15 protein-coding genes are annotated in these 24,619 nt (G+C 70.1%); 9 read left to right on the top strand and 6 right to left on the bottom strand.

The features are described 5' to 3' along the window. Window positions 1-194: 194 nt before the first annotated feature. From OHA77_RS05405 to OHA77_RS05395, 3 genes are all read left to right on the top strand, one after another. On the top strand, window positions 195-1,751 hold the full coding sequence (locus tag OHA77_RS05405; RefSeq protein ID WP_406316554.1) for a methyltransferase domain-containing protein: 1,557 nt from the start codon (window positions 195-197) through the stop codon (window positions 1,749-1,751). Between the two features lie 39 nt (window positions 1,752-1,790). Continuing rightward, window positions 1,791-3,038, top strand: a complete 1,248-nt coding sequence (locus OHA77_RS05400; RefSeq protein ID WP_406316553.1) for a cytochrome P450 — start codon at window positions 1,791-1,793, stop codon at window positions 3,036-3,038. Window positions 3,039-3,404: 366 nt separating this feature from the next. Then, complete coding sequence (locus OHA77_RS05395) at window positions 3,405-4,787, top strand: FAD-binding oxidoreductase (protein ID WP_326821774.1); 1,383 nt, start codon at window positions 3,405-3,407, stop codon at window positions 4,785-4,787. Between the two features lie 157 nt (window positions 4,788-4,944). On the opposite strand, the gene OHA77_RS05390 is transcribed toward OHA77_RS05395, so the two are convergent. After that, entirely contained in the window at window positions 4,945-6,126 is a 1,182-nt protein-coding gene (locus OHA77_RS05390) for an acyl-CoA dehydrogenase family protein (protein WP_326821775.1), read from the bottom strand. A gap of 60 nt (window positions 6,127-6,186) precedes the next feature. Beyond that, entirely contained in the window at window positions 6,187-7,065 is an 879-nt protein-coding gene (locus OHA77_RS05385; RefSeq protein ID WP_326821776.1) for an LLM class F420-dependent oxidoreductase, read from the bottom strand. A 418-nt stretch (window positions 7,066-7,483) separates the two neighbouring features. On the opposite strand from OHA77_RS05385, the gene OHA77_RS05380 reads away from it, so the two are divergent. Then, on the top strand, window positions 7,484-9,037 hold the full coding sequence (locus tag OHA77_RS05380) for an MFS transporter (RefSeq protein ID WP_406316551.1): 1,554 nt from the start codon (window positions 7,484-7,486) through the stop codon (window positions 9,035-9,037). A 96-nt stretch (window positions 9,038-9,133) separates the two neighbouring features. Here OHA77_RS05380 and OHA77_RS05375 read toward each other — a convergent pair whose 3' ends face one another. The 4 genes from OHA77_RS05375 to OHA77_RS05360 all read right to left on the bottom strand — a co-directional run bounded on the left by OHA77_RS05375 (window position 9,134) and on the right by OHA77_RS05360 (window position 17,819). After that, the gene (locus OHA77_RS05375; RefSeq protein WP_406316550.1) at window positions 9,134-10,516 is read right to left on the bottom strand and encodes an FAD-binding oxidoreductase; all 1,383 of its coding nucleotides are present in this window, start codon (window positions 10,514-10,516) and stop codon (window positions 9,134-9,136) included. 385 nt (window positions 10,517-10,901) lie between these two features. Continuing rightward, window positions 10,902-11,480 (bottom strand): flavin reductase family protein, encoded by a 579-nt coding sequence (locus OHA77_RS05370; RefSeq protein ID WP_406316549.1) that lies wholly within the window; start codon window positions 11,478-11,480, stop codon window positions 10,902-10,904. Window position 11,481: 1 nt separating this feature from the next. After that, entirely contained in the window at window positions 11,482-11,967 is a 486-nt protein-coding gene (locus OHA77_RS05365) for an acyl-CoA thioesterase (protein WP_326821780.1), read from the bottom strand. After that, on the bottom strand, window positions 11,964-17,819 hold the full coding sequence (locus OHA77_RS05360) for an SDR family NAD(P)-dependent oxidoreductase (protein WP_406316548.1): 5,856 nt from the start codon (window positions 17,817-17,819) through the stop codon (window positions 11,964-11,966). The genes OHA77_RS05365 and OHA77_RS05360 overlap by 4 nt, the downstream gene beginning before the upstream one ends. A 303-nt stretch (window positions 17,820-18,122) precedes the next feature. Between OHA77_RS05360 and OHA77_RS05355 the strand changes: the two genes are divergently transcribed. Genes OHA77_RS05355 through OHA77_RS05335 form a run of 5 tightly spaced genes read left to right on the top strand, consistent with a single transcriptional unit; the run spans window position 18,123 to window position 24,568 of the window. Further along, window positions 18,123-19,163, top strand: coding sequence for a DUF1702 family protein (locus tag OHA77_RS05355; RefSeq protein WP_406316546.1), 1,041 nt, complete (start codon window positions 18,123-18,125; stop codon window positions 19,161-19,163). A gap of 11 nt (window positions 19,164-19,174) precedes the next feature. Next, window positions 19,175-20,158 carry a DUF1702 family protein gene (locus tag OHA77_RS05350; protein WP_406316545.1) on the top strand — a complete coding sequence of 328 codons (984 nt, stop codon included), beginning with the start codon at window positions 19,175-19,177 and terminating at the stop codon, window positions 20,156-20,158. Beyond that, window positions 20,155-22,125 carry a CRTAC1 family protein gene (locus OHA77_RS05345; RefSeq protein WP_406316544.1) on the top strand — a complete coding sequence of 657 codons (1,971 nt, stop codon included), beginning with the start codon at window positions 20,155-20,157 and terminating at the stop codon, window positions 22,123-22,125. Before OHA77_RS05350 ends, OHA77_RS05345 begins: the two co-directional genes overlap by 4 nt. Window positions 22,126-22,133: 8 nt before the next feature. Then, the gene (locus tag OHA77_RS05340; RefSeq protein ID WP_406316543.1) at window positions 22,134-23,189 is read left to right on the top strand and encodes a cell envelope integrity protein TolA; all 1,056 of its coding nucleotides are present in this window, start codon (window positions 22,134-22,136) and stop codon (window positions 23,187-23,189) included. Then, complete coding sequence (locus tag OHA77_RS05335; RefSeq protein WP_406316541.1) at window positions 23,186-24,568, top strand: cytochrome P450; 1,383 nt, start codon at window positions 23,186-23,188, stop codon at window positions 24,566-24,568. The genes OHA77_RS05340 and OHA77_RS05335 overlap by 4 nt, the downstream gene beginning before the upstream one ends. Window positions 24,569-24,619: the final 51 nt, after the last annotated feature.

Raw genomic sequence — 24,619 nt, 5'->3', positions numbered from 1 at the left:
GCCCCGATCCGGACGAGTTCGACCACGCCGGGCCCCTCGGGTGAACCGGGCCGGACGCCACGAACCCGGTCGGTGAATCCGAGGAGAACGGCGGCCCGGCCGAGCCGCATACCGGAAGATGTCCGGCCGCCATCGGCGGTGTCACGATCCTATTGGCCCGGCCTGCCCATTGCCTTTCTTGGGAGGAATGCCTGATGAATGCTCCCGTAACCCACTCGACCATCGCCGAATTGGTGCGTTCGTTCACCAGCGCGACACCCGACGGCCTCGACGCGGCGTTTCAACGACTTGTCGGCGCGCTGTGGAACGAGGGGAAGCTGACCGACCTCGCCCTGGAGGCGACGCCGGCGGTGGTGACCGCGCTCGACGGGGTCGGTCCCGACCGCCAAGGGCACCTCGCCGTCCTGCTCGGCCTGCTCGCCGAGGCGGAGTACCCGCGACTCGACGGGGAGGTGGCCACCGCCGTCCGCGCCGGCCTGGACCGTTACCTGGACCTGGTGCGCGGCGGCACGAGCAGGCAGCCGCTGACGCTCGCGCTGCTCTACCTGCTGGCCCACTTCCCCGCCGACCGGGACCGCATTCTCGCCGTCACCGGCGAACTCTCCCTTGAAATCGAGGAGCGGACCCGGCTGGAACGCGGACTGGCCGAACTCGACCCGCAGGACCCCGATCTCGGCCGGGTGTGGCCCGCGCCGTCGGTGTGGGCGGGCGACGACAAGGCCGCGGCCTTCGCCAAGGCCGCGGCGCGGGGCCTCACCCCCCAGCAGATCGTCACGAACTGGGAGAACGACACCCGGACCCTCTGGGCGTACACCGGTGCCTTGGCCTACTGGGCGGTACGCAACGGCCCGCCCGCCCCGGTGGCCGTCCGCACCGTTCCCGAGCAGCAGACCATCAAGCAGGCGCCGGTCCGGCAGACCGACGAGACGTTCGGCTCGCGCGCCGCGCTGCTGCGCTGCCCCACCTGCCACGGCCCGATCGAACTGCACGAGACCGGCGCCCGATGCACCACGTGCGCCACCACGTACCCGAGTGCCAACGGGATCCTCGACCTGTCCGCCGGCGTCCGTGACGACCAGCCGACCCACGAGGCGACCTCGGACCTGCTGCAGAAACTGACCGAGATGCCCACCATGGGCCTGGTGTACGAGGCCGTGCAGCGCCCTGCCTACCTGCGGTTGGCGGGCAGCAACTTCGGTGACGAGGTCACCCCGGCCGACGAGGACGCCTACCTCGCCGAGACCCTCCGGTCCACCGAGGGCCCGGTCGTGGACGTGGCCGCCGGGGCCGGCCGGTGGACCGCCGTGGTGGCCGAGGCCGTCGGTGCCGACCGGCTGACCGCGGTGGACATGCTCCTGCCCATGCTCAACGTGCTGCGCGGCCGGCTGCCCGAGGTGCCCGCCGTACGGGGCAGCGCCCTCAACCTGCCGTTCGGCGACGGCACCGTCGGCGTGATCACCCTCTGGAACGCCCTGCAGGCGTTCCCCGACGACGCTGCGACGGCCATCGCCGAGATCGGCCGCTGCCTGCGTCCCGGCGGCATCTTCACGATGATGACGTACCGGTGGAGCGATGACCCGATCGCCCGCTACTTCCAGGCGTCGCACTTCTTCCCCAGCCGCCCGGACGGCCACCTGCTGTTCGAGCTCAACCAGATCCGGCAGTGGCTCGCCGACGCGGGACTGGTGGTGCGCAAGGAGTCGTCGAGCACCGGGACGTTCGTGTTCGTCACGGCCGAGCGCACAGCCTGACTCGTTCCACAACAGCCACCAAACAGCGGGAGATGTCCGATGGAGAAGCGCTGCCCCGTCCTGGATCCGACTGGCCAGGACATCCACCACCAAGCCGACACGCTGCGCGCGCAGGGCTCCGCCGTCCAGGTGGAACTGCCCGGAGGCGTGCTCGTCTGGTCGGTCAACAGCTACGCCGTGAGCAAGCGGCTGCTGAGCGACCCCAAGGCCAGCAAGAGCGCCCGCAACCACTGGCCGGCGTTCGTCAACGGCGAGATCCGGCCGGACTGGGAGATGATCAGCTGGGTGGCGATGGACAACGTGTCCACCACCTACGGCGCCGACCACCGCCGGCTGCGCCGGCTGATCGGCAAGGCGTTCACCTCACGGCGGACCGAGGAGATCCGTCCGCGGGTGGTCAAGCTGACCACGATGCTGCTGGACGCCCTGACCACCGTGCCGCCCGGCGAGGTGGTGGACCTCAAGGAGCGGTTCGCCTACCCGCTGCCCGGCATGCTGGTCGCGGACCTGATCGGCATGTCCGAGGAGGCCCGGGTCGCGACCGCGAAGGTCATCGACATGATGGCGGACACCACCATCGGCCCGGAGCAGGCTCAGGAGGTTCTGCTGGGCTGGCGCACCGCCATCGCCGACCTGATCGCACTCAAGCGGGCCCAGCCCGGCGAGGACATCACCAGCGACCTGATCGCCGCCCGGGACGAGGACGGCTCACGGCTGAGTGAGCAGGAGCTCGCTGACACGATCTTCGCGATCCTCGGTGCGGGTTCGGAGACCACGATCAACTTCTTCGACCAGGCGATCATCGAGCTGCTCAGCCACCCCGAGCAGCTCGAACTGGTCAGGTCCGGGCAGGTCAGCTGGGACGACGTCATCAACGAGGTACTGCGGCTGGAGTCGCCGATTGCGAACCTGCCGCTGCGGTACGCCGTCGAGGACATCGACCTGGGCGACGTGACCATTCCCAAGGGGGACCCGATCCTGGTCAACTACGCCGCGATCGGCCGCGACCCCGCGCTGCACGGCGAGTCGAGGTGCGCCTTCGACATCACGCGACCGGACAAGGAGCACCTGTCCTTCGGCCACGGCCCGCACTACTGCCTCGGCGCGGGTATCGCCGTCATGGTGGCGACGGTCGGCCTGTCCACGCTGTTCGAACGCTTTCCCGACCTGAGCCTCGCCGTTCCGGTCGAGGAGATAAAGCCGCTGCCGACGTTCATCTTCAACGGTCACCGCACCCTCCCGGTCCGCCTGACCGCGGTCGACAACAGCGTCGCCGAGGCCGCCTGACATCTACCGGAGAATCCCGGACCGCCTCGGTCGCGTGAATTGTTCACCGGGCGGCAGTTCGCCCGGAGGATGTCCCGGGTTCCACGGAACCCGGGACATCCTCCGGGCGTTTCTCGGGGGGCCGACCGGCCGGGTGGTGACGGACGGCATCTCCACCTCCTGGGGCGAGGGTCGTCCGCGGTCGAGGCGACCGGCCGACGAGGCGTCCGCGCCTCGCCGCGGACCGGCCGGCAGGCCCCGCATCGTGGAATCGACGGCAGCCGGGGTGAATCTCAAGAAGCCAGTTCCGCATCTTCAAAGATGCGATGATCGAGGCGCTCCCGCTTGAGTCGTCTCTGAATCCCGCCTGAAGAAGGAGTTCGTCTCGTGACAACAACCGCAGGAACCGAGTCCCTCTCCGTCGATCGCCTCGATCCCGAGCTGTACGGGCAGATCATCAAGCCCGGTGATGCCGAGTACGACAAGGCGCGCACCGTGTACGCCGGCGGAATCGACCACCGGCCGGCGGTCATCATCCGGCCGGCCGACGCCGTCCAGGTCTCCCGGATCGTCACGCTCGCCAGGAAGACCGGCGAAGAGCTGTCGATCCGCAGCGGGGGGCACAGCAGTGTGGGCCACAGCATCTCCGACGGAGGCATCTGTCTCGACCTGGCCGCGATGAAGGGCCTGGATATCGACGTCGAAGGCCGGACGGCGTGGGTGCAGACCGGCATGACGACCGGAGAGTACGTCGTCGCGATCGGCGAGCACGGTCTGGTCACCGGCTTCGGGGACGCCGACACCGTGGGCATCGGCGGCATCGCGCTGGGCGGCGGCGTCGGCTATCTCGTGCGCAAGCACGGCCTCACCGTCGACGATGTACTCGCCGCCGAGATCGTCACGGCTGACGGGGAGATCCTCGATGTCGACGAGGACAATCACCCGGACCTGTTCTGGGCGATCCGCGGTGGAGGCGGGAACTTCGGTGTGGTCACCCGGTTCAAGTTCCGCCTGCACGAACTGGAGAGCATCTACGGCGGCCTCTTGGTGCTGCCCGCGACCCCCGAGGCCATCGTCGCCTTCGTCGCGGCGTCCGACGCGGCCCCCGAGGAGCTGTCCACGATCGCGAACATCATGTCGGCCCCGCCGGTGCCTTTCCTGCCCGAGGAGCTCCACGGCACGCCGGTCAACTTCGCCATGATCTGCTACGCGGGCCCCACCGAGGCCGGCGAGCAGGCTCTCGCGCCGTTCCGGGCCATCACTCCGCTGGCCGACATGGTGGAGACCATGCCGTACTCGGGCATGTATCCGCATGAGGAGGAGGAGCACCCCGTCGCCGCCTCCACCAACATGTTCATCGACTACGTCGACCTCGCGGTCGCCGAGAACATCGTCGAGCGCCTCGGGTCCTCGACGGCGCTGATGGCCGCGACGCAACTGCGGGTCCTGGGCGGGGCCATGGCACGGGTGCCCGCCGACGCCACCGCGTTCGCCCACCGCAAGAGCCGCATCATGGTCAACCTGGCCGCCGTCTACGAGGACCCCGCCGAGGCCGACCACCACGCCGCCTGGGTGGCCGACTTCGCCGCCTCACTCAAGCAGAGCGACAACGGCGTCTACGTCAACTTCCTGCTCAACGAGGGCGAGGAACGGATCAGGGCGGCCTATCCGGGCGGCGTCTACGAGCGGCTTGCCAAGATCAAGGCGAAGTACGACCCCGCCAACCTGTTCCACCTGAACCAGAACATTCCGCCGGCAGCCGATCGCTGAGGTCGCATCCCCGGAGCAGGACCGGCCCGGTGGGGCCGGCGAGGCGATTCACCTCGCCGGCCCCACCACGGCTCGCGGGCTGGAGCGCGCTCCCGTCGGATGCCTTGCGGGCTGGAGCGCGCCCCGTCGGATGCCTTGCGGGTTGGAGCGCGGCCTGTCAGATGTAGAGCGTGTTGGGTTCGAGGCCGCACAACACCCGGCCGTAGAGCTCGGCGTTGGTGTTGGGGTTCAGCAGCGCGTGCGTGCTGACGGCCTGCACATCGCGCGCGATGCGCTGGATCGGCACGTCGAGGTAGATCGACGAACCGCCGCTGGCCGCGGCCAGGATGTCCACCGCCTCCTTGGCCAGCCGGACCACCGTACCGAGGTCGGCGCGGGCGCGGGCGCGCTCTTCGAGCTTCCAGTCCGAGCCCTCGACGGCCTTGGTGTCCACCAGGGTGGCCAGGCGGTGGGCGTGGAACTCGGCCTGGTCGATCTTCTGCGAGGCGTCGGCCACCTGCAGGTGAGTGATCGGCGCGTCACGCTGGTTGTCGTAGCCGGTATAGGTGATCTTCCGGTTGGGCAGCCGCTTGAGGAAGGTCTCGCTGGCGGCCCGCGCGAGGCCGAGCACCGGGCCGACCGAGGACGCGGCGGCGGTCGGCAGCAGCGGGACCCGGTAGATCGCCGACTCGGCGTTCCGCTTCGAAGCCGTACGGCCCTGCAGCACGGTGGGCAGCGGCAGGACGCGCTCCTGCGGGATGAACACGTCCCTGGCCACCGTGCTGACGCTGCCGGTGCCCTTCAGCCCCGCGGTGTGCCAGTCGTCCACGATCAGCAGGTCCGAGATCGGAACCAGCGCCATGATCGGGTACGGATCGCCGTCCGGCGGCACGAGGATCGCGATGATCTCCTGCCAGTTCGAGTGGTGGGCACCGCTGATGAACTGCCACTTGCCGGTGACCACGACGCCACCGTCGGCGGGGGCGGCCATCGCGCTCGGGCTCAGCGTGCCGCACACCCGGGTGTCCGGTGCGGCGAACACCTCGTCCTGCACCTCGTCCGGGAACATGCACGCCATCCAGCCGGGAATCCAGTACACCGACGCCACCCAGGCCGCCGAGCCGTCACCGCGGGCGAGCTCCGCGGCGACGTCGACGAGTGTGCGGGTGTCCACTTCGTATCCGCCGTAGTGCTTCGGCCGGCGCAGCTTGAACATGCCCGCGTCGTTGAGCGCCTCCACCACCTCGTCGTGCAGCCGGCGGTTGTCCTCCGCCCAGCGCGCATGTCTTTGCAGCAGCGGCACCAGTTCGGCCGCGCGGTCGACGAGCTGCTCCCGTGTCGGAATGACAGTCTTGGGCACCATGTCCTCCTAGAGATGGTCAGACCTAGAGATGGTCAGACGAAAAACTCGTTCGCGCGGTCACACGTCGGCGACGGCCGGGATGACCTTCTCGCCGATGATCTCCACCTGCCGCACCAGGTCGGTGCCCGACAGGATGCCGATCGCGGTCTGGATGCCGGCATCGGCCCACCCGCGCAGGTCGCCGGTCAACGCGGCGACGCCGGTCCCGTCCGTACCGACGGTGAACGGGAAGACGACGGTCTTCTCGATCGCGTCGTAGTCGCGGTCCTCCTCGGCGCAGTACGTGCGCAGCAGGTCGAGCTTCGCTTCGAAGCCCGGGCCCGGGTAGATGTTGCAGGCGTCGGCGTAGCGGGCCACCAGACGCAGCGTCTTGCGGCCGTCACCGCCGATCATGATGGGCGGGTGCGGCCGGGTCAGGCTCTGCGGCAGGTTCAACGGTCGCTTCAGCCGGTAGTGCGCGCCCTCGAACGGGCGCTCGTCGCCGCGTTCGCCATGCCACAGCCGAAGGCAGATCTGCAGCGCCTCCTCGAGCATCTCGAACCGCTGCACCAGTGGCGGGAACGGGAAACCCATGCCGGTGGCCTCGTCGGCGTACCAGCCCGCGCCGATGCCGAGCATCGCCCGGCCGCCGGACAGCACGTCCAATGTGGTCACCATCTTGGCCAGCAGCGCCGGCTCCCGGAAGTGGACGCCGGCGACCACCGGCGCGACCCGGCACCGTCGCGTATGGGCGGCGATGGCGGCGAGCGTGGTGAAGCACTCAAGCTGCGGCTGCTCCGGACCGCCGGCGTGCGGTCCCTGCCAGACGTGATCGCCGACCCCGATCAGGTCGAACCCGGCGTCATCGGCGACTCGGACGATCTGCTTGAGTGTGCGGCCCAACTCGGCCGGCCCGCCGTCCCAGCCGAACTCCGCGAACTCCAGGCCAATCTTCATGACGTCTGATCTCCTTGCTGCGCACCGGAAAGTGGTGATTGGGGAATCGCGAGCAGGCGTTTCGTTTATGGTGTCAGCCGGTGCGGGGCAAGGCTTCTCTCCCCATGCGAATCTGACAAAACACACCAAAAGATGAGTCCTAAAGGGCGGTCGGCGATGATCGGGTTCACCACTGTCGAGCGACCTGGGATTCGTCGCCGGAAAAGACAGCATTCCAGAAGATGCCGGTCGGCTCTTTGTCCTGTAGTTGAATGTCTTGATACGAAGCTGACGCCCGGCGAGGAGCATTTCGAACAATGCCGTCCTTCAGGCAAACGGTTCCGAGCCGAGCCGTGGGGGATGAGTGTGCCGCCCGTGGCCGCCCTCGCCGCAGTTCAATGATTCGCCGCGTTCACCCAGTTTGGAGAGGATTGAGAATATGACTTCCGTGGACGTATCCGAGAAGGCGGGAACGCGCGAGTGGGTCGGCTTGGCCGTGCTGGTGCTGACCGCGATGCTCATCTCGTTCGACTTCTTCGTGCTGCTCCTGGCTCTTCCGCAGCTGAGTGCCGATCTGGGCGCCGACGGCGTCCAACAGCTGTGGATCATGGACATCTACGGCTTCTTCGTCGGTGGCCTCCTGATCACGATGGGCGGCCTCGGTGACCGGATCGGTCGCCGGAAGCTGCTGCTGATCGGTGGCACCGGGTTCGCCCTGGCCTCCGTGCTCACGGCGTACTCGACCAGCCCGGAGATGCTGATCGCGGCCCGCGCGCTGCTCGGCATCTTCGGCGCCACCTTGGTGCCCTCGACGCTGTCGCTGCTCAGCCACATGTTCAAGGACCCGAAGGAGAGGGGCCTCGCCATCGGCATCTGGGCGGGGGCCTTCACGGTCGGTGCGATCCTCGGCCCGATCACCGGCGGCATCCTGCTCGAATACTTCTGGTGGGGTTCGGTGTTCTTGATCGGCGTGCCGATCCTGGCGCTGCTGCTGATACTGGGCCCGAGCATGCTTCCCGAGTTCCGCAACCCCGACGCCGGCCGGCTCGACCTGGTCAGCGTCTTCCAGTCGCTGGCCGCGATCCTGCCGTTCATCTACGGCGTCAAGGAGACCGCCAAGTACGGCCTGCAGCCGCTGCCCGTGCTGGCGCTGCTCCTCGGGATCGTGTTCGGCGTGCTGTTCGTCCGCCGCCAGAACCGGTTGACCCATCCACTGCTCGACCTGAGGCTGTTCAGCATCTCGAACGTCCGGGTCGGGCTGCTCGGCCTGTTCGGGTACAGCCTGCTGACCGGTGCGGTGCTGCTGCTGATGTCCCAGTGGCTGCAGTCGGTCGCCGGGCTGTCGGCGTTCGAAGCGGGCCTTGCGCTGGTGCCCGGCATGATCACATCAACGCTCGCCTCGATGGCTGCTCCGATTCTCGCTCGCAGGTTCCGGCCGGCCTACCTCATCGGTATCGGCTTGCTGATCACCGTCGTCGGGCTGGTGGTCATCACCCAGGCAAGCTCCTCGGCGCCGCTGGTCATCGGCGCCTTCGCCGTCTGGACGATCGGCGGCGCACCGGTCGAGGCGCTGGGCATCGGGCTGATCCTCGGCGCCACGCCGCCGGAGAAGGCCGGGTCGGCGTCGGCGCTGCCGCAGGTGTTCAACGAGATGGGGTCGGCGCTGGGCTTCGCCCTGCTGGGTACCGTCGCCACGGTGATCTACCGGGTGAAGTTGACCGGCGCGGTCCCGGCGGAGGTGCCGCCCGCGGCCGTCGCGGCGGCGCAGGAGAGCGTGGCCGGCGCAAAGGCCGCGGCGCAGACGCTGCCCGAGCAGTTGGGTGAGGCGCTGCTGGGCCCGGCGCGCCTGGCGTACAACAGCGGCATGCACGTCGTCGCCTTGATCGCCGCGGTGCTGCTCGCCGCCGTGGCCGTGCTCATCATGGTCAAGCTGCGGCACGAGCCGCCGCTGGGTGCGGCAGAGGGCGAGGGCGCGGCCACCGAGGCGGCGTAACCCGGACCGCGGAAGGCGGCGCCCCGGCCGGTCGGCCGGGGCGCCGCTTTTCGTACGGACCCCGGCCGATGGTGGGATCCGCGGGCACCCTGGGCGTCACCACAGCGCCGTGGCGTTCGGAGCGATGTCCCCGCGGAACAGTCCGTCCGGGTCGACCCGGGTGCGGACGAGGTCGGCCCGGCGGACCGCGAGAGCGTCCAGGTGCCGCTGCGGCTGTGCGAAGCTCTCCACGAACGAGGGGACGGTCCACCCGGTGTCCCACGGCCGCAGGGCCGCGCGGACCTTCGCCTGGTGCTCCCCGAGCGCTCGTGCGGTCGGGGCGTCGACCGGGACACCCGAGCCCGCGTAGCAGTAGGGCGCGTCGAGGTGGTCGAGTGCCCCGCCGTCCGGGCTGGGCTCCGCGAACGCCCCGCCGAGGTGCCGCAGACCGGCGACGATCAGCGGTGATCCGGAACCGGGACCGAGCAGTCTCAGGAACTCCGCGACCCCGTCCCCGTCCAGATCGGACAGGAGCATGTGGTCGCCGGCGAACGGGACCGGGTCCGTCGGATCCATGTGGACCTCCAGGGCCCCGGACAGCGACGTGACGGCCCAGGTGTTCATCACCGGGGCGGCTACGGCCAGCAGCGGCTCCAGCAACCGGTCCGTCATGCGCCGCGCGGCCGCCGGGTCACCGGTGGCCGGAACGAGAACGGCTCCGTCGACGGCCAGCGTCGAGCCGACAAGGGCCGGGGGTACGTCCGGCAGCGGCGGGAGGTTCATCAGTCGCAGGGAGGTGGTCACCTCACGGGGCGCGTCGCGCGTCCACTCCAGCCAGCGCGTCAGCAGGGGTTCGGCGTGCTCTGCCGTCCAGTAGGTGGTACCGGTGACGACGCCGGCGGCCGCGAACAGCTCGACCTCGACGGCCGTCACGATGCCGAAGCCGCCACCCCCGCCGCGCAGGGCCCAGAACAGGTCGGGATCATGGGTCGCGTCCACCCGCCGCAGCTCCCCGTCGGCTGTCACCAGCTCGATCGCCCGGACGCTGTTCACCGCCAGCCCCAGCTGCCTGCCGTACGGGCTCAGCCCACCGCCGAGGAGAAAGCCGACAGCTCCCACGGTGGGGGAGGAGCCATGGGGTACGGCAAGGCCGTGCGGCGCGGCGGCCTCCACCACCGCGCCCCAGCGCGTGCCGGAGGGGATCCGGGCCAGGTGGCGGGAGGCGTCGATCTCGACGTCGCCCGCCAACTCGGCCCTGATCAGCAGCGAGCCCTCCATCGGGCCGGTCGCGGCCGCGGCGTGGCCCGTGCTGTGGACGCGCACGGGCAGCCCCTCGGCGCGGGCATGGCTCAGCGCGGCACGGATCTGGTCGAGGGTCCTGGCCGTCACCGCGGCAGCCGGCCGAGCCGGCGCGGCGAGATTGAAAACCTGCGTTGCTGCTTCGTAGGCCGCCTCGCCCGGCAGTGAGACGGTCGTTCCAAGTCCATCGAACGTGGTCATGGGCGCATCATCGCACCGCCGCAGATCGTGAATCTTCTTCTCGCTTGCCTGATCAGGAAGGCCGCAGCGGCCCTGTTGCGGCTCGCTGAACCACTTCCCGGGTGCTGCTCGCCGAGGTCACCCAGGCGGGACGGCGCGCCGATGGAGACCATCCGTGGGTAGGCGGGTGGGTCTCCTCGGCGTTGCGGTCGTCACGACCGCAACGCCGAGGAGACCCGTGACACATGCCCACGCGGGGGAGACGACCCGGTGCCACCGGTGACGTGCACCGGCGTGCGTACCCGGTGCCACCGATGACGCTCATCGGTGTGCACGGCCCTGGGTACCCGGTGCCACCGGTGACGCTCATCGGTGTGCACGTGTACCTTGATGCCGCTCCGCGCGGCTACGCCGGTTCCGCCGGATTCCCCGGCGCCGCGAGCCGGTGGTAGGCACCGGAGAAGAACAGCAGCGCGGCCCGGTCGGTTCCCCGGCTCGACGTCAGCACCTCGCCGAGGAAGATCGAATGGTCGCCGCCGTGATAGACCTCGGTCAGCCCGCACTCCACCCAGGCCAGCGACCCGACCAGCAGCGGCGCACCCGTCTGCGGGCCCGGCACCCAGTCGACCCCGTCGAACTGGGCCATGCCCTGCGGCCGGGTCCGGTCGGCGAAGTATTTGGCCAGGTGCTGCTGGTCGGCCGCGAGGAGGGACACGCCGAAACTGCGCGTGGACAGGATCGCCTCGTGGATGCGCGCCGGCCGGGCCACACAGCACAGCGCCAGCGGCGGATCCAGCGACACCGAGCAGAACGCGTTGGCCGTCATGCCGTGCCCGCGCTCGCCACCGGTGGTCAGCACGGTCACGCCGGTGGCGAGCTTCGACAGCACCTCGCGCAGCGACGCCGAGACCATCTCGTCCCCTGATCCGCTCGTAGACTCCGCCTGATCCCGCCGCAGCGGGACCAACAGCTGTTCCCCCGACATGTCACTCTCCAGCCACCGTCGACGCCGTCGTCCCCGCGGACACCCGCCGGGCGAACTGCGTGCCGTGGTACGGGGCCAGCGCCTCGCGCAGTTCGGCCGGCACCCGCTCGGGGACCGTCTCGTTGTTCGGCCCGCGCATGCACGCGATCCGCTGCTTGCCCCGGGCCACCAGGTTCTCCAGCCCGTCCTTGAGCCATACGTAGTCGAAGCTGAACTCGATCTGGGTCTGGGTCAGCTCCTCCAGGCGCATGCGCACCGACAGCTCGTCGAACGCGGTGATCTCGGCGAAGAAATCGCACTCGGCCTTGAGCGTGAACAGCTTCAGGTCGCTGTGCATGATCTCGGCGAGCACACTGGGCACCTTCTCCTTGAGGAACTTCTCCCGGCAGTGGCCCTGCCAGCGCAGGTAGTTGACGTAGTACACGTTGCCGACGAAGTTGGTCTCCTCGAAGCCAACGCTGTGGCGGAACTCGTAGTAGTTGCTCATCTTGCGTCGGTTTCCTCTCCCGCCAGCACCGCGAACACCACTGAATCAGCCTGGTGGCTCAATGTGGTTACCCAGGTGGCCACTTTCACGTCACCGGCGGACAGCTCCACCCAGCCGTCCGGGTGGAGCCGGTCCACGACCAGCGTCCGTGTCGTGACCCCGGCCTTGCGCAGGCACTCCAGCGCGGTCCACATCCGGGTGCCGGCCACGTCGGCGTTCTCACCGGACTCGGCCATCACCAGGTCGCGGACGCGCCGCAGCCCGTCGCCGAGCAGTCCGGCCCAGTCCTCCTCCGTACGGTGCACCACCGTCTCCACGTCGCAGCCGAGCCGGCCCGACCCGGTCACCACCAGGCTCACCCCGGCGCCGTGGGACGCCGAGATCGCGGCGCCGTCCAGCTCCGGCTTGCCGTCCGGCCGGTGCCGCACCGTCACCGGGCCGCCGAGGGCGCGGCCGGCGGCGAGTTCGGTCTGCGCCTGCCGGTCGGCCTGCGCGCCCGGCCGTACCGGCTCGGGGTCCGGTTCGACGATCACGGCGCGACTGCCGCCGAGCACCCGCTCCAGCGTCCGCTCCAGGTAGCCGCTGAGCATCGCGGGCACCCACGGGCCGGAGCCGTCCTTCTTCCGCACCGCTCGCAGTGTCAGGCCCTGCCAGCGTTCGACCACCCGGCCGGACGGGTCGAGCACGTCGATGTCGTAGACGTAGCTGTCACCGTCCTGCGACCGCTCCCGAGCGTCCAGGATCACGAACTCGGCGTGCTGGTCGGCGGGGGTCGCCAGGTACAGCTTCTCCACACCCTGCGGCAGCAGGGTCGCGTGCGGAACGCAGCACTGGATGGCGTGCATCACCGCGTCCCGCGTGCCCGGGTCGGCCAGCACCTGGTCCTGCGGCAGGTAGGCGGCGAACCACGGCGCCGGTGCGGCCGTGGACAGTTCGGCCACCGCGTGCCGGGCGCTCGCCCTCCGGTAGCCGAGCAGGCGCTGGAACCGCTTGCCCTGGAACAGCACCCCGCCGTAGAGCTCGGTGATCGGGTCGCCCGGCACGATCGGCAGCCGGGTGGCCTCCCGCGAGGGGCCCTCGTCGGGCAGGGACGGCTGCGGCAGCCGTAGCGTGGCCCGGAAGTGGTCGGCGCTGAACCCGGTGTCCTCGGCGCGAATGGCCACCGCCACCGTCTCGGCGTCGCGGACCAGTGCCGCCAGCCGGATCGTCGTCGGGCTGCCGGGACGGACCACGATCGGCCGCAGGAACTCGACGTCCTGCAGGAGCGGGGAGCCGGTCCGGCCGAGTACGGCCGTCGCGACCTGAGCCATCGCCTCCATGCCGACCACCGCGGGGAACAGCAGGTCGCCGTCCAGCAGGTGGTCGGACAGGTAGGGGTCGCTGCCGGCGGACAGCTCCACCTCGGTGATCAGCTCGACGTCCGGGTAGTGCACCACCACCCGGTCGACGAACCGGGTCAGCGGCAGCTCCTGGCTCGTGTTCAGGGGCAGCGTCGGCAGGCCGCCCATCCGGCCGCTGACCACCAGCACCGGCCCGGCCGACGGGTCGGCGAGCACCTGGCGCAGCACGCTCAGCCCGTTCTCCACGGAGATCGGGGTGATGCCGGCGCGTACCAGCGACTCGACTACGCCCAGCCGGTCGCCCATCCCGGCGCCCGACCAGACGGACCACTCCAATGCCAGCGCCCGCGCCCGCGGGTGCGCGCGCTGGAAGTCGACGGTCAGCTCGGTCATCCAGTCGTTGGCGGTCGAGTAGTGTGCCTCGCCACGCAACCCCGCCCGGCCGATGACGCTGCCGAACGTCACCAGCAGCTTGATCTTGTCCTGGTCGACCGCGTCGAGAACCGTACGCAGGCCGGTGATCTTGGGAGCCGCCGTCTGGGCGAACACCTCCTCGGTCAGGTTGGTGAGCGCGGCCGGCTCGTTGCGGCCGGCCCCGTGCAGCACCGCGGTGATCGGGCCGAGGGTGGCCTCGAACCGCGCCACGGCCGCGGCGACCTGCTCGGCGTCGGTGACGTCGGCGCACTCGTACCGGTAGACCACACCGGCCGCGTCCATCCTGGCCAGGTTGGCCGACAGTTCCTCGTCCTGCGCCGGGTCGGCCCGGCTGATCAGCGCGAGCTTGGCCGTCGAGTCCTTGGCCATGGCCAGCGCGCACTCGGCGGTGATGCCCTTGCCGCCGCCGGTGACCAGCAGCACGTCCGAGCCGTCCAGCGGGGTGCCGGTCCGCGGCTCGGCGGGCGGTTGCAGCACGCGCATCACCGGCACCGTCCGCTGCCCGCCGGCGTCGTAGCGGACCTCGCTGAACGCCGTGGTGGCGGCGGCCTCGGTGATCACCCGCCGTACCGCCTCGTCCACCGCGGCCGCGGACGACGGGGCGAGGTCCGGCAGGGTGACGATCGTGGTCGGCACGCCCGACGCCTCCAGGAACACGGTCCTGGCCAGGCCGGACGCCCCGAGCCGGTGTTGCACCACGACGAACCGGGTGCCGGCGGGCGCGACGACGGCCGTCTTGCCCGCCTTCAGGAACAGCTCGACGTGCTCCTCGCCGTCGTCCGGCAGGCACAGCAGCACGCCGTCGCCGATGCCGGCCTCGGCCAGCGCGACCTGCAGCCGATCGGCGAGCGGGTGGCCGGCCGGTGCGAACACCTGCCAGTGGCCGACCGGGCCGGTGCCGACGTCCACTCTCGGCGCGCCGGCCGGCACGTAGTCGACGGAGAAAGGCCGCACCCACTGCGCCACACCGGCCACTTCGACGGTGCCGCCGCTGTTGTTGCCGCCGTCCCTCGCGGTATCGGCCAACTCGTCGATCACCTGGGCGAGCTCGCCGAGCGTCACGGTGGCGAAGTTGGTCGTCGCCTCCAACGTGGGCAGGCCGAACTGACGGGTGACGTCGTTGACGATCTGGCCGACGGTGATCGAACTCAGGTGCAGGTCGTCGAGCGGGTGGGTGCTCGCGGTCACGGTCTCCAGCGGCAGCTCCACGCGGTCGGCAGCGAGCTTGCGCAGCAGGTCGAGCGTGGACGGGCCGTCGTCGGCGGAGGCACCGGCCTCGGCCGGCTCGGCGGAGGTGCCGGACGCGTCGGCGGCCGTGTCCTCGCCGGGTTCGGTCAACCCGACGGCGAGGTCAGGAGCGGCCTCGCACGGGCTGGACAGGAAGCTGAATCCGCCGTCCAGCGGCAGCGGACGCAGCACCCGGTCGGCGAACAGCGCCTCGGTGTCCAGTGCGGCCCCCAGCGCGTACGCGGCGCCGAGGAGGGACAGCAAGGGGCTCAGCGACTGGCTGTCGGTGTCGAGGGACAGCACCGGCGTGTCCGGCGCGATTTCGTGCAGCAGGCCCGCGAGCACCCGGCCGGGCCCCACCTCGACGGCGAGGTCGGCGCCGGCGGCCGCCCTGGCGGCCGCCTCGTGGAAGCGGACCGGGAACAGCACCTGGTCGCGCAGCAGTACCCGCAGGTCGGTGGTCGGGTCGAGCACGTCACCGGTCACCGTGGACACCATCGAGCGGGTAGGCCGGGCGAAGGTGAACGCGGCCAGCCGCGCGGTCAGCGCCTCGGCCGCGGGCTTGACCAGCGGCGAGTGGAAGGCGTGCGAGACGTTGATCCTGGTCGCGGTCACACCGACGGCTCTGGCCCGCTCGCACACGCGGTCCACGGCGCCGGCGTCGCCGGAGATGACCGTCTGCTGCGGTCCGTTGTACCCGGCGATCACCACCGGGTCGTCCTCGAACAGCTGCTCGGCCCGATCCGGTGTGGTGGCGAGGCCGGCCATCGCGCCGCCGCCCTGGCTGGCGTTCGCCATGACCTGGCCGCGCGCCTTGGCCAGCCGCAGCGCATCCTTGCCGTCCATGGCACCGGCCCAGGCCAGCGCGGTCAGCTCGCCGAGGCTGTGTCCGACCGCGACGTCAGCGTCGATGCCCAGCGTGTTCAGCACGCGCAGGGCCGCGACGGAACCGGCGACGATGCGCGGCTGGGCCACCTCGGTGGCCACCTGGTCGCCACCGGTGGACACCCCGGCCTCTTCGAACACGGCCTCCGCCGCGGCGAACCGGCGGCGGATCGCGCCGACGGCGCCACGCCCGGAACCCTGGCCGGGGAACAGGTAGGCGATCTTCGGGGCGGTCAGCCGATGGTCGAGGAACACCCCGTCCGCGGTGAACAGGCTCTGCTCTCCCGCATCGAGCGCCGCGAGCAGTCGGTCGAGCTTGCGGGCGGCGTCTTCGGGGCTGGTGGCCACGACCGCGGCCCGCACCCGCCCGCCGGACTGCTGCCCGGCCAGCGCACCGGCCAGGTCGGCGAGTTCGGCGAACGACAGCGCCGGCACCAGCGTGACCAGTCCGGTGACCCGCTCGCGCAGTGCGGTGGCGTCGGCGGCGTCCAGCAGCAGCAACTCGGCGTCCTGCCGGCTGCCGACCAGTGCCGCCGCCTTCCCGGGCAGCTCGGTGCGGCGGGCGGTCCCCGGCGCCTGCTCAAGCGCGATATGCGTGTTGATGCCGCCGAAGCCCATCGCCGACACGCCGGCCCTGATCGGCTGGTCCGCCGGCCAGAGCTCGGCCTTCCGCGGCACGTACAGGGCAGGGGACTCGCCGGTGAGCTTCGGGTGCGGCTCGTAGTGACCGGTGGCCGGCGGGATGACCTGGTGGTAGACCGACAGCGCCGCCTTGATCACCCCACCGACGCCCGCGGCCGCCTTGGTGTGGCCGAAGTTGCCCTTGACCGAGCTGACCGAGGCCGGGCGGGCGTCCGGATCGGCGTCGCGCCGGGCCGAACCGAGCGCCTCAAGCTCGGTGGCGTCGCCGAGCGCGGTTCCGGTGCCGTGACCCTCGAAGTAACCGACGGTCTCCACACCGTACCCGGCCCGGGTGTAGGCGCGGCTGATGGCCAGCCGGTGGCCGGAGGCCTCCGGGCGGGTGATGCCGCCCTTGCCGTCGGAGGAGATGCCCCAGCCGGTGATCGACGCATAGATCCGCAGGTCGCGGGCGACGGCGTCCTCCTCGCGCATCAGCACGAGGACGCCGGCGCCCTCACCCGGCCAGAAGCCGTTGGAGTCCTTGTCGTAGATCTTCATCTCGCCGGTGGCCAGCGCCCCGGTCTTGGCGAAGCCGATCACCTCGAACGGGTCGATGGACAGGTCGACGCCGCCGGCGAGGCAGACGTCCAGATCCCCGTCAGCCAGCGCCTTGGCCGCGGTGGCGATCGAGAGCAGGGAGGAGGAGCAGGCGCCGTCGACGGTGTAGCCGCCGCCGCCGAAGTCGAAGTAGTTGCAGAGGCGGCCGGCGATGGTGTTGGCGAGGCCGCCGGCGAGCGTGTCCTCGTCGATGGGCGGGAACGGCGCCTTGTACACCGGTTCGAGGTCGCGGAGGAAGGCACTGGTTTCGTCGTCGTCCCAGCCCTTGGCGGCCAGTGCGGCGGCGAGGGTGCGCCGGACGTAGGGCCAGCGCAGCCGCATCAGGTTGGCGCGGGAGAACTCACCGGTCAGGCTGTTGCCGATGACCACACCGGTGGCCTGGCGGGGCAGGCCGGCCCCGTCCGGGAAGCCGGCGTCGGCCAGCGCCGCCGCGGCGACGTCCAGCGCCAGCCAGTGCGTGAGATCGGTTGACCGGTAGGTGCTGCCAGCGATCTTGTACTTGAGCCGGTCGAACTCGAAGTCGCGCAGCACGGCCGCCTTGTTGGCATAGAAGCGGTCCGGTGCGTTCGGGTCTGGGGAGTAGTAGTCCGCCTGGTTCATCCGCTGGTCGGGAAGTCTGCGGAACGCGCGGCGCCCAGCGAGGATGTTCTCCCAGAGATCGTCGGTGCCGGCGGCGTCGGGGTAACGAAGTCCGATGCCGACGATCGCTATCTGAACGGTGCTCAAGCCTGTACCGCCTTTTCTCGATGACCACCCGACCCGAATCGGTGCGCCTATTACACCGGGCACATGCAGTGGCGAATCAGCCGAGTTCGGCGATAGTCCTTTACACGCTTTAGATTGCCCACGTAAAGAGTGCACCACCGTTGCTGTTGATTTCTTCTCCCTAGATGCTGTTCACTCGCTTCTCCGATATTGCCTCATGTCCACAAATAATCATCAACCGGCGGCGCGACACCGCAGTAGCGAAGATGCGCCGAGTCGATTACCAGGCCGACTCTGGCAATGCCCCCACCACTGGAGGAGTCGATGCCATCATTTCTCGGTTCGTTACGCCAGTTCATGCTGGCGCCGAATCTGCACTCCGTCACATTCGCCGAACGCGGTTTTCCCGGAGCCGGATCGCCCGCAACCGAGCAGTTGGAGGCCATCCCGCAGACCGTGGTGTGCGGGTTTGAATGGGGCATCGCCGCGCGCGACCTCTGGGATGTGCGGCGGCGGCTGGAGCTGGTCGAGCCGGAGCAGCGCGGGTTCGCCTACGAGGGCGCGGCGATGGCGTTCGCCGTCCGCGACGCGATGGCGGGCGGCAGCGGCCGGCGTACCCGCGAGTTGCTGCTCGGGCCGGGCGCGCCGCATGTGTTCCTCACCTACATCGGCATCGGGTTCGCCATGGCGCGACTGCCGAGGCGGCTCTGGCGCACCATCGTCCCCGACCTGACCGGCTCGCCCTACTACCCCACCATGACCTGGCTCGCCGTGGACGGTTACGGCTTCGACCTCGCCTATTTCCACACCCGCCGTTACGTCGACGAACAACGGGTGCCGGTGCCCTACCCGTGGGAGGGGTCGCCCGACTACTTCCCGCGCGCCGTGGACCAGGGCATCGGGCGAGCGCTGTGGTTCATCAACGGCGCCGCCCCGGCGGCCGTGGCCGCCGCCGTCGACCGGTTCGCCGAAGATCGCCGGCCGGACCTGTGGAGCGGCGTGGGGCTGGCCGCGACGTTCGCCGGCGGCTGCTCGGCCGAGGACCTGGCCGTGCTGCGCAAGGCGGCCGGCGGCCACTGGCCGCAGCTCGGGCTCGGCGTGGTATTCGCGATCAAAGCGCGGACATTCGCCGGCCATGTGCCGGAACATTCGATACTGGCCGCCAAAGCACTGGCCGACCTGTCCGTGGCGGACGCCGTAAAGATCGCGGACCGCACCGAGGCCGCCTCGAATGGCCGTGACCCGGCGCGGGACACCGTGCCACTGTATGAGCAGTGGCGCAGCAGAATTCGTGCACATTTCACCGACACCACATCGTTGCCAGTCGACCGGCGGAAAAAATCACGCCATTTGAACAACGGTTAGGGAGGGCTGACTTGGCCAGTTCATGGCGAGCGCTTCGACGTCGCATTCTGACACCAGACGTCGCCGATACGAGTCTCGAAAAGCGCGGCTTCCACAAGAAATCCCCTGCGGCCAAAGAAAGACTTGAGACCGTTGGGAAGACGTTTATCAACGGTTACGCCTACGCGGTGGAGGCCCGTACCCCCGCCGACGCCGAGGGCCCGCTCGAGCAGCTGCCCGACTGGCTTCGCGGTTTCGCCTACGAGGGCGCCGGCATGGGCCTGGCCGTGCTCGACGGCCTGCCGTTCGGCCGTTCGGACAACGTCCGCCGGTTCCTGCACCGCCCGCTCGGCGACGGACACCGCTACCTGGTCTATGTCGGGATCGGCTGGGCGATGGCCAGGCTGCCCCGGTTCCGGTGGCCCAAGCCGCAGACCCTGGATCCGGTGCTGGTGCCGCTGGTGCTCGACGGCTACGGCTTCCACCAGGCCTACTTCCACACCGCCCGCTACGTCGCCGGCCAGTACCGGGAACCGAACTTCCCGTGGCCGGGCGGCCCGCACGGGTCCTACGCCGACAACGCCATCGACCAGGGCATCGGCCGCGCGATGTGGTTCGTCGGCGGCACCGATCCGGAGCGGGTGGCCAACCTGATCGACATGTTCCCGGCATCTCGTCGCGGCGACCTCTACGGCGGCACCGGACTCGCGGCGACGTACGCGGGCGGCGTCGACGAGCAGGAACTGAAGACGTTGTGGCGCCGCGCCGGCGACTACCGGGGCAACGTGGCGCAGGGATGCGCGTTCGCCGCGAATGCGCGGGTCCGCACGGGCATCGTGCCCCCGCACACGGCGCTGGCCACCCAGCTGTTCTGTGGCACGACGCCGGAGGAGGCGGCCCGGATCGCGAGCGATCTGCGGCCGAACCACCCGGTCGAGGGCGACCTGCCGGCGTATGAGGTGTGGCGACAGCGCCTCGCCAACGAATTCGTTTCCATCGGAGGTGTCAACAGATGAACGCGGCACTGGGCATGCTGCGCAGACAGTTGACGGGTGTCATCGCGCTCGTGGTCGTCATCGGCTTCTTTTTCGCGGTCACCCTGCCGGAGAGCTCGGCCGAAGACCGGAACCACCTGGCGGGCAGGTACGCGTTCGCCGGCCAGAGCGTGGCGCTGCCGGTGTCGGACAAGCAGCAGACGATCAGGAAGGTCAACCAGGCCTACAAGCACTTCGACGCGTGGATATCCTCGGTCGGCGCGGCGGTCGCGATGAACGACCTGGACGGCGACAAGCTGCCCAACGACCTGTGCCTCGTCGACTCGCGCACCGACCAGGTGATCGTCACGCCGACGCCGGGCAAGGGCGGGAACCGCTACGCGCCGTTCGCGCTGAATCCCGCGCCGCTGCCGGTCAACGACGTGATGGCGCCGATGGGCTGCGTACCGGCCGACCTCAACGAGGACGGCCGGCTGGACCTGCTGGTCTACATGTGGGCGCGTACCCCGATCCTCTACCTCAGCCGCGCCGGCCACGGCACCCTCTCACCCCAGGCGTACGAGCCCGTCGAGGTGCTGTCCGGCAACAACGCCGACGCGGCCGGCAAGTACACCGGTCCGCAGTGGAACACCAACGCGGCGACCGTCGGCGACTTCGACGGTGACGGCCACGACGACATCTTCATCGGCAACTACTTCCCCGACAGCCCGCTGCTCGACTCGTCGGTCGACGGCGGCGTGACGATGAACCACTCCATGTCGCACGCCCAGAACGGCGGCGAGAAGATCATCCTGCTGTGCGCGGGCGCCACGGCGGGCGACCGCCCGACCGCCTCCTTCAAGCGCGTCCCCGACGACGCGCTCCCCGAGGAGGCCCGGAACGGCTGGTCGCTGGGGGTCAGCGCCACCGACCTGGACGGGGACCTGCTGCCCGAGCTCTACATCGCCAACGACTTCGGCCCCGATCGGTTGCTGTACAACCGGTCCACGCCGGGCCAGGTGAAGTTCGCCAACGTCACCACCGCGCGCACCCCGGGTACGCCGAAGTCCAAGCGGATCGGCGCCGACTCGTTCAAGGGCATGGGCGTCGACTTCGGTGACTTCGACCACGACGGCCTCTACGACGCGTTCGTCTCCAACCTCACCGTCCCGTGGGGCATCGTGGAGAGCAACTTCCACTTCATGAACACCGCCAAGGACCAGGCCGACCTGCGCACCCGGCTGCGCAACGGCGAGGCGCCGTTCCGCGACATCAGCGGCGAGAACGGCACCGCCTGGTCGGGCTGGAGCTGGGACGTCAAGATCGCCGACTTCGCCAACTCCGGCGAGCTGGACATCACCCAGGCCACCGGATTCATCAGGGGCTACACCAACCGCTGGCCGCAGCTGCAGGAACTGGCGATGGCCAACGACTCCCTGGTGCCCAGCACGGTCGCCTGGCCCAACGCCAACTCCGGCGACGACCTCGCCGGCAACGAGACACTGCGCTTCTTCGTCAAGGACGAGGACGGCCGCTACACCGACCTGGCCCCCGAACTGGGCCTGGCCGTGCCGATCCCGACCCGCGGCATCGCCACCGGCGACGCCGACGGCGACGGCCTGCTCGACTTCGCGGTGGCCCGGCAGTTCGGCGAACCGATCTTCTACCACAACCAGGCGCCCACGCCGGGCGGCCACCTCAACCTGCTGCTGACCCATGAGCAGGCGACGACGGTGGGCACCGCGCCCGCGCCGGGCTCGCCGGTCACCGGCGCCGAGGTCACGGTGACCACGGCGGACGGCAAGAAGTACGTCCAGCGCGTCGACGGCGGCAGCGGTCACTCCGGCCGGCGCAGCAGCGAGGTGCACATCGGCCTCGGCACCGCCCAGGGCCCCGTCCAGGTGCACCTGAAGTGGCGGGACCGCAAGGGCGTGGTGCACCAGCAGGATCTCAAGCTCAGCCAGGGCCGGCATTCGCTCGTGCTTGGCGACCAGGCCAGGGAGAGGTGAGAACGGAAATGGTTGTCCAGGAAGTGAAGTCCGGCGGGAAGCCCCCCGCCGACGGTCCCCCGAAGCGGCATGATCCGAAGATCATCAAGGCGCTGCGCAGGTTCGCCATCTCGATCACGATCTTCAACATCCTCGGCTACACCGTGCTCGGCTTCGAGCAGCCGTGGACCTGGCCGCTCGTGGCCCTGGCCACCGGCTACACCACCGAACTGGTGCTGGAGGCGATCGGTGCCCGGGTGGAGGGCCGGGCGCCCCGCTTCCTCGGCGGAGGCATGAAGGGCCTGATCGAGTTCCTGTTCCCGGCGCACATCACCAGCCTCGCGCTGAACATGCTGATCTACGTCAACGACCGGATCTGGGTGATGATGTTCGCGGTCACCCTCGCGGTGGCCACCAAGTGGATCCTGCGTGCCCCGGTGCGCGGCAACCTGCGGCACTACATGAACCCGTCCAACTTCGGGATCCTGATGGTGCTCGTGCTGTTCCCGTGGGGCAGCATCGCACCGCCGTACCACTTCACCGAGCACGTCAACGACGCGATCAGCTGGATCATCGTGGCGGTGATCCTCGTGTCCGGCACGATACTCAACGCCAAGCTGACCAACCGGATGTGGCTGATCTTCGGCTGGCTGGGCGGCTTCGCGCTCCAGGCCGTAGTCCGCGGGCTGCTGTTCGACACGTCGATCCCCGCCGCGCTGGCCGTCATGACCGGCGTCGCGTTCGTGCTGTACAGCAACTACATGGTGACCGACCCGGGCACCACCCCGTCCAAACCGGCTCCGCAGATGGCGTTCGGCGCGGGCGTGGCGGTGGTCTACGGGCTCTTCATGGTCGCGCACATCGCCTACGGCCTGTTCTTCGCCACCGCCATCGTGTGCCTGATCCGCGGGATGTTCCTGTGGGGCCTGCACTTCGTCAACAAGGCGCGTGTGCAGTTCGAAGCCGAACAGCTCGCCAAGGCGGAGGCGGAGAAGCAGGCGGAGAAGCAGGCGGAGGTGGAGGCGGCCGCCTCGCCGGTCACGGTGTTCACCGACGACGAGCCGATGGCTCGCCCGGCCGCATGAGCGCCTCCAGCGGTCGAGTGCCCCCGGGGCCGCCCCGCCGGGCGACCCTCGGGCTGCTGCGCAAGCTGCGCGCGGACCGGCTCGGCCTGATGAGCGGGGCGGTCAGCGAGTACGGCGACGCGGTCCGGGTGGCGATCGGCCCGAAGAAGCTCTACATCTTCAACCACCCCGACCACGCCAAGCACGTGCTCGCGGACAACGCCGCCAACTACCACAAGGGCATCGGCTACACCGAGGCCAAGCGGGCATTGGGCGACGGGCTGCTGACCAGCGAGGGCGCGCTGTGGGAGGAGCAGCGGCGCACCATCCAGCCGGTGTTCCAGCACAAGCGGATCGCCGCGCAGGCCGACGTGATCGTCGACGAGGCGCTCGGCCTGGTCGAGCGGCTGCGTGCCCACCAGGGCGCCGGCTGGCCGGTGGACGTGCTGTCGGAGATCACGTCGCTCACTCTGGGCGTGCTCGGCCGCATCCTGCTCGCCGCCGACCTGGGCGCGTTCGAGTCGGTCGGGCACTCCTTCGAGGCCGTGCAGGACCAGGCCATGTTCGAGATGGAGACCCTGGGCCTGGTGCCGCGGTGGTTGCCGCTGAAGAGGCAGCGGGCGTTCCGCAAGGCCCGCGCCGACCTGGAGCGGATCGTGGAAATCCTGGTGGCGCAACGGAAAGCCAATCCGTCCGAGTCCGGTGACGACGTGCTGACCCGGCTCATCTCCTCCACCGCCAAGGAGACCGACAAGGCGGTCGCCGACCGTCGCATGCGCGACGAACTGGTGACCCTGCTGCTGGCCGGGCACGAGACGACGGCCAGCACCGTCGGCTGGACGCTGAACCTGGTGAGCCAGCACCCGCAGGTTCAGGACCGGCTGCACGAGGAGGCGGTGGCCGTGTACGGCGACCGCCGCCCGGCCTACGAGGATCTGCCCCGGCTGCGCTACACGAACATGGTGCTGCAGGAGACCATGCGCCTGCGCCCGCCGGTGTGGATCCTCACCCGCCGGGCGGTCGGCGACGACGTGGTCGGCGGCTACCACGTCCCCGCCGGCGCGGAGGTCCTGATCTGCCCGTACACCCTGCACCGGCACCCGAAGTACTGGGACGACCCGGAGCGGTTCGACCCGGAGCGGTTCGACCCGGACGTGCCGTCGACCCGGCCCCGCTACGCGTACACCCCGTTCGGCGCCGGCCCCCGGTTCTGCGTCGGCAACCACCTGGGGATGATGGAGTCCACCTTCATCGTCTCCACGCTGATGCGCGACCTGCGGCTGGAGAAGGTGCCCGGTTTCCGGGTCAAGCCGGAGCCGATGCTTTCGCTGCGCCTCGGCGGCGGCCTCCTCGCGACCATCCACCCCTGGCCGTCAGCCGACCGCCGCTCTGCGGCATGACCCGCCCGTGGTGACCCGTGGCCGCTCTCCGGACGGCACGGGTCACCACGG

Origin of the sequence: Streptosporangium sp. NBC_01639 (assembly GCF_045209755.1) — a bacterium.
GTDB lineage: Bacteria > Actinomycetota > Actinomycetes > Streptosporangiales > Streptosporangiaceae > Streptosporangium.
Note: the sequence above shows the minus strand (reverse complement) of the source record. Positions and strands in the feature narration are given on the sequence as shown.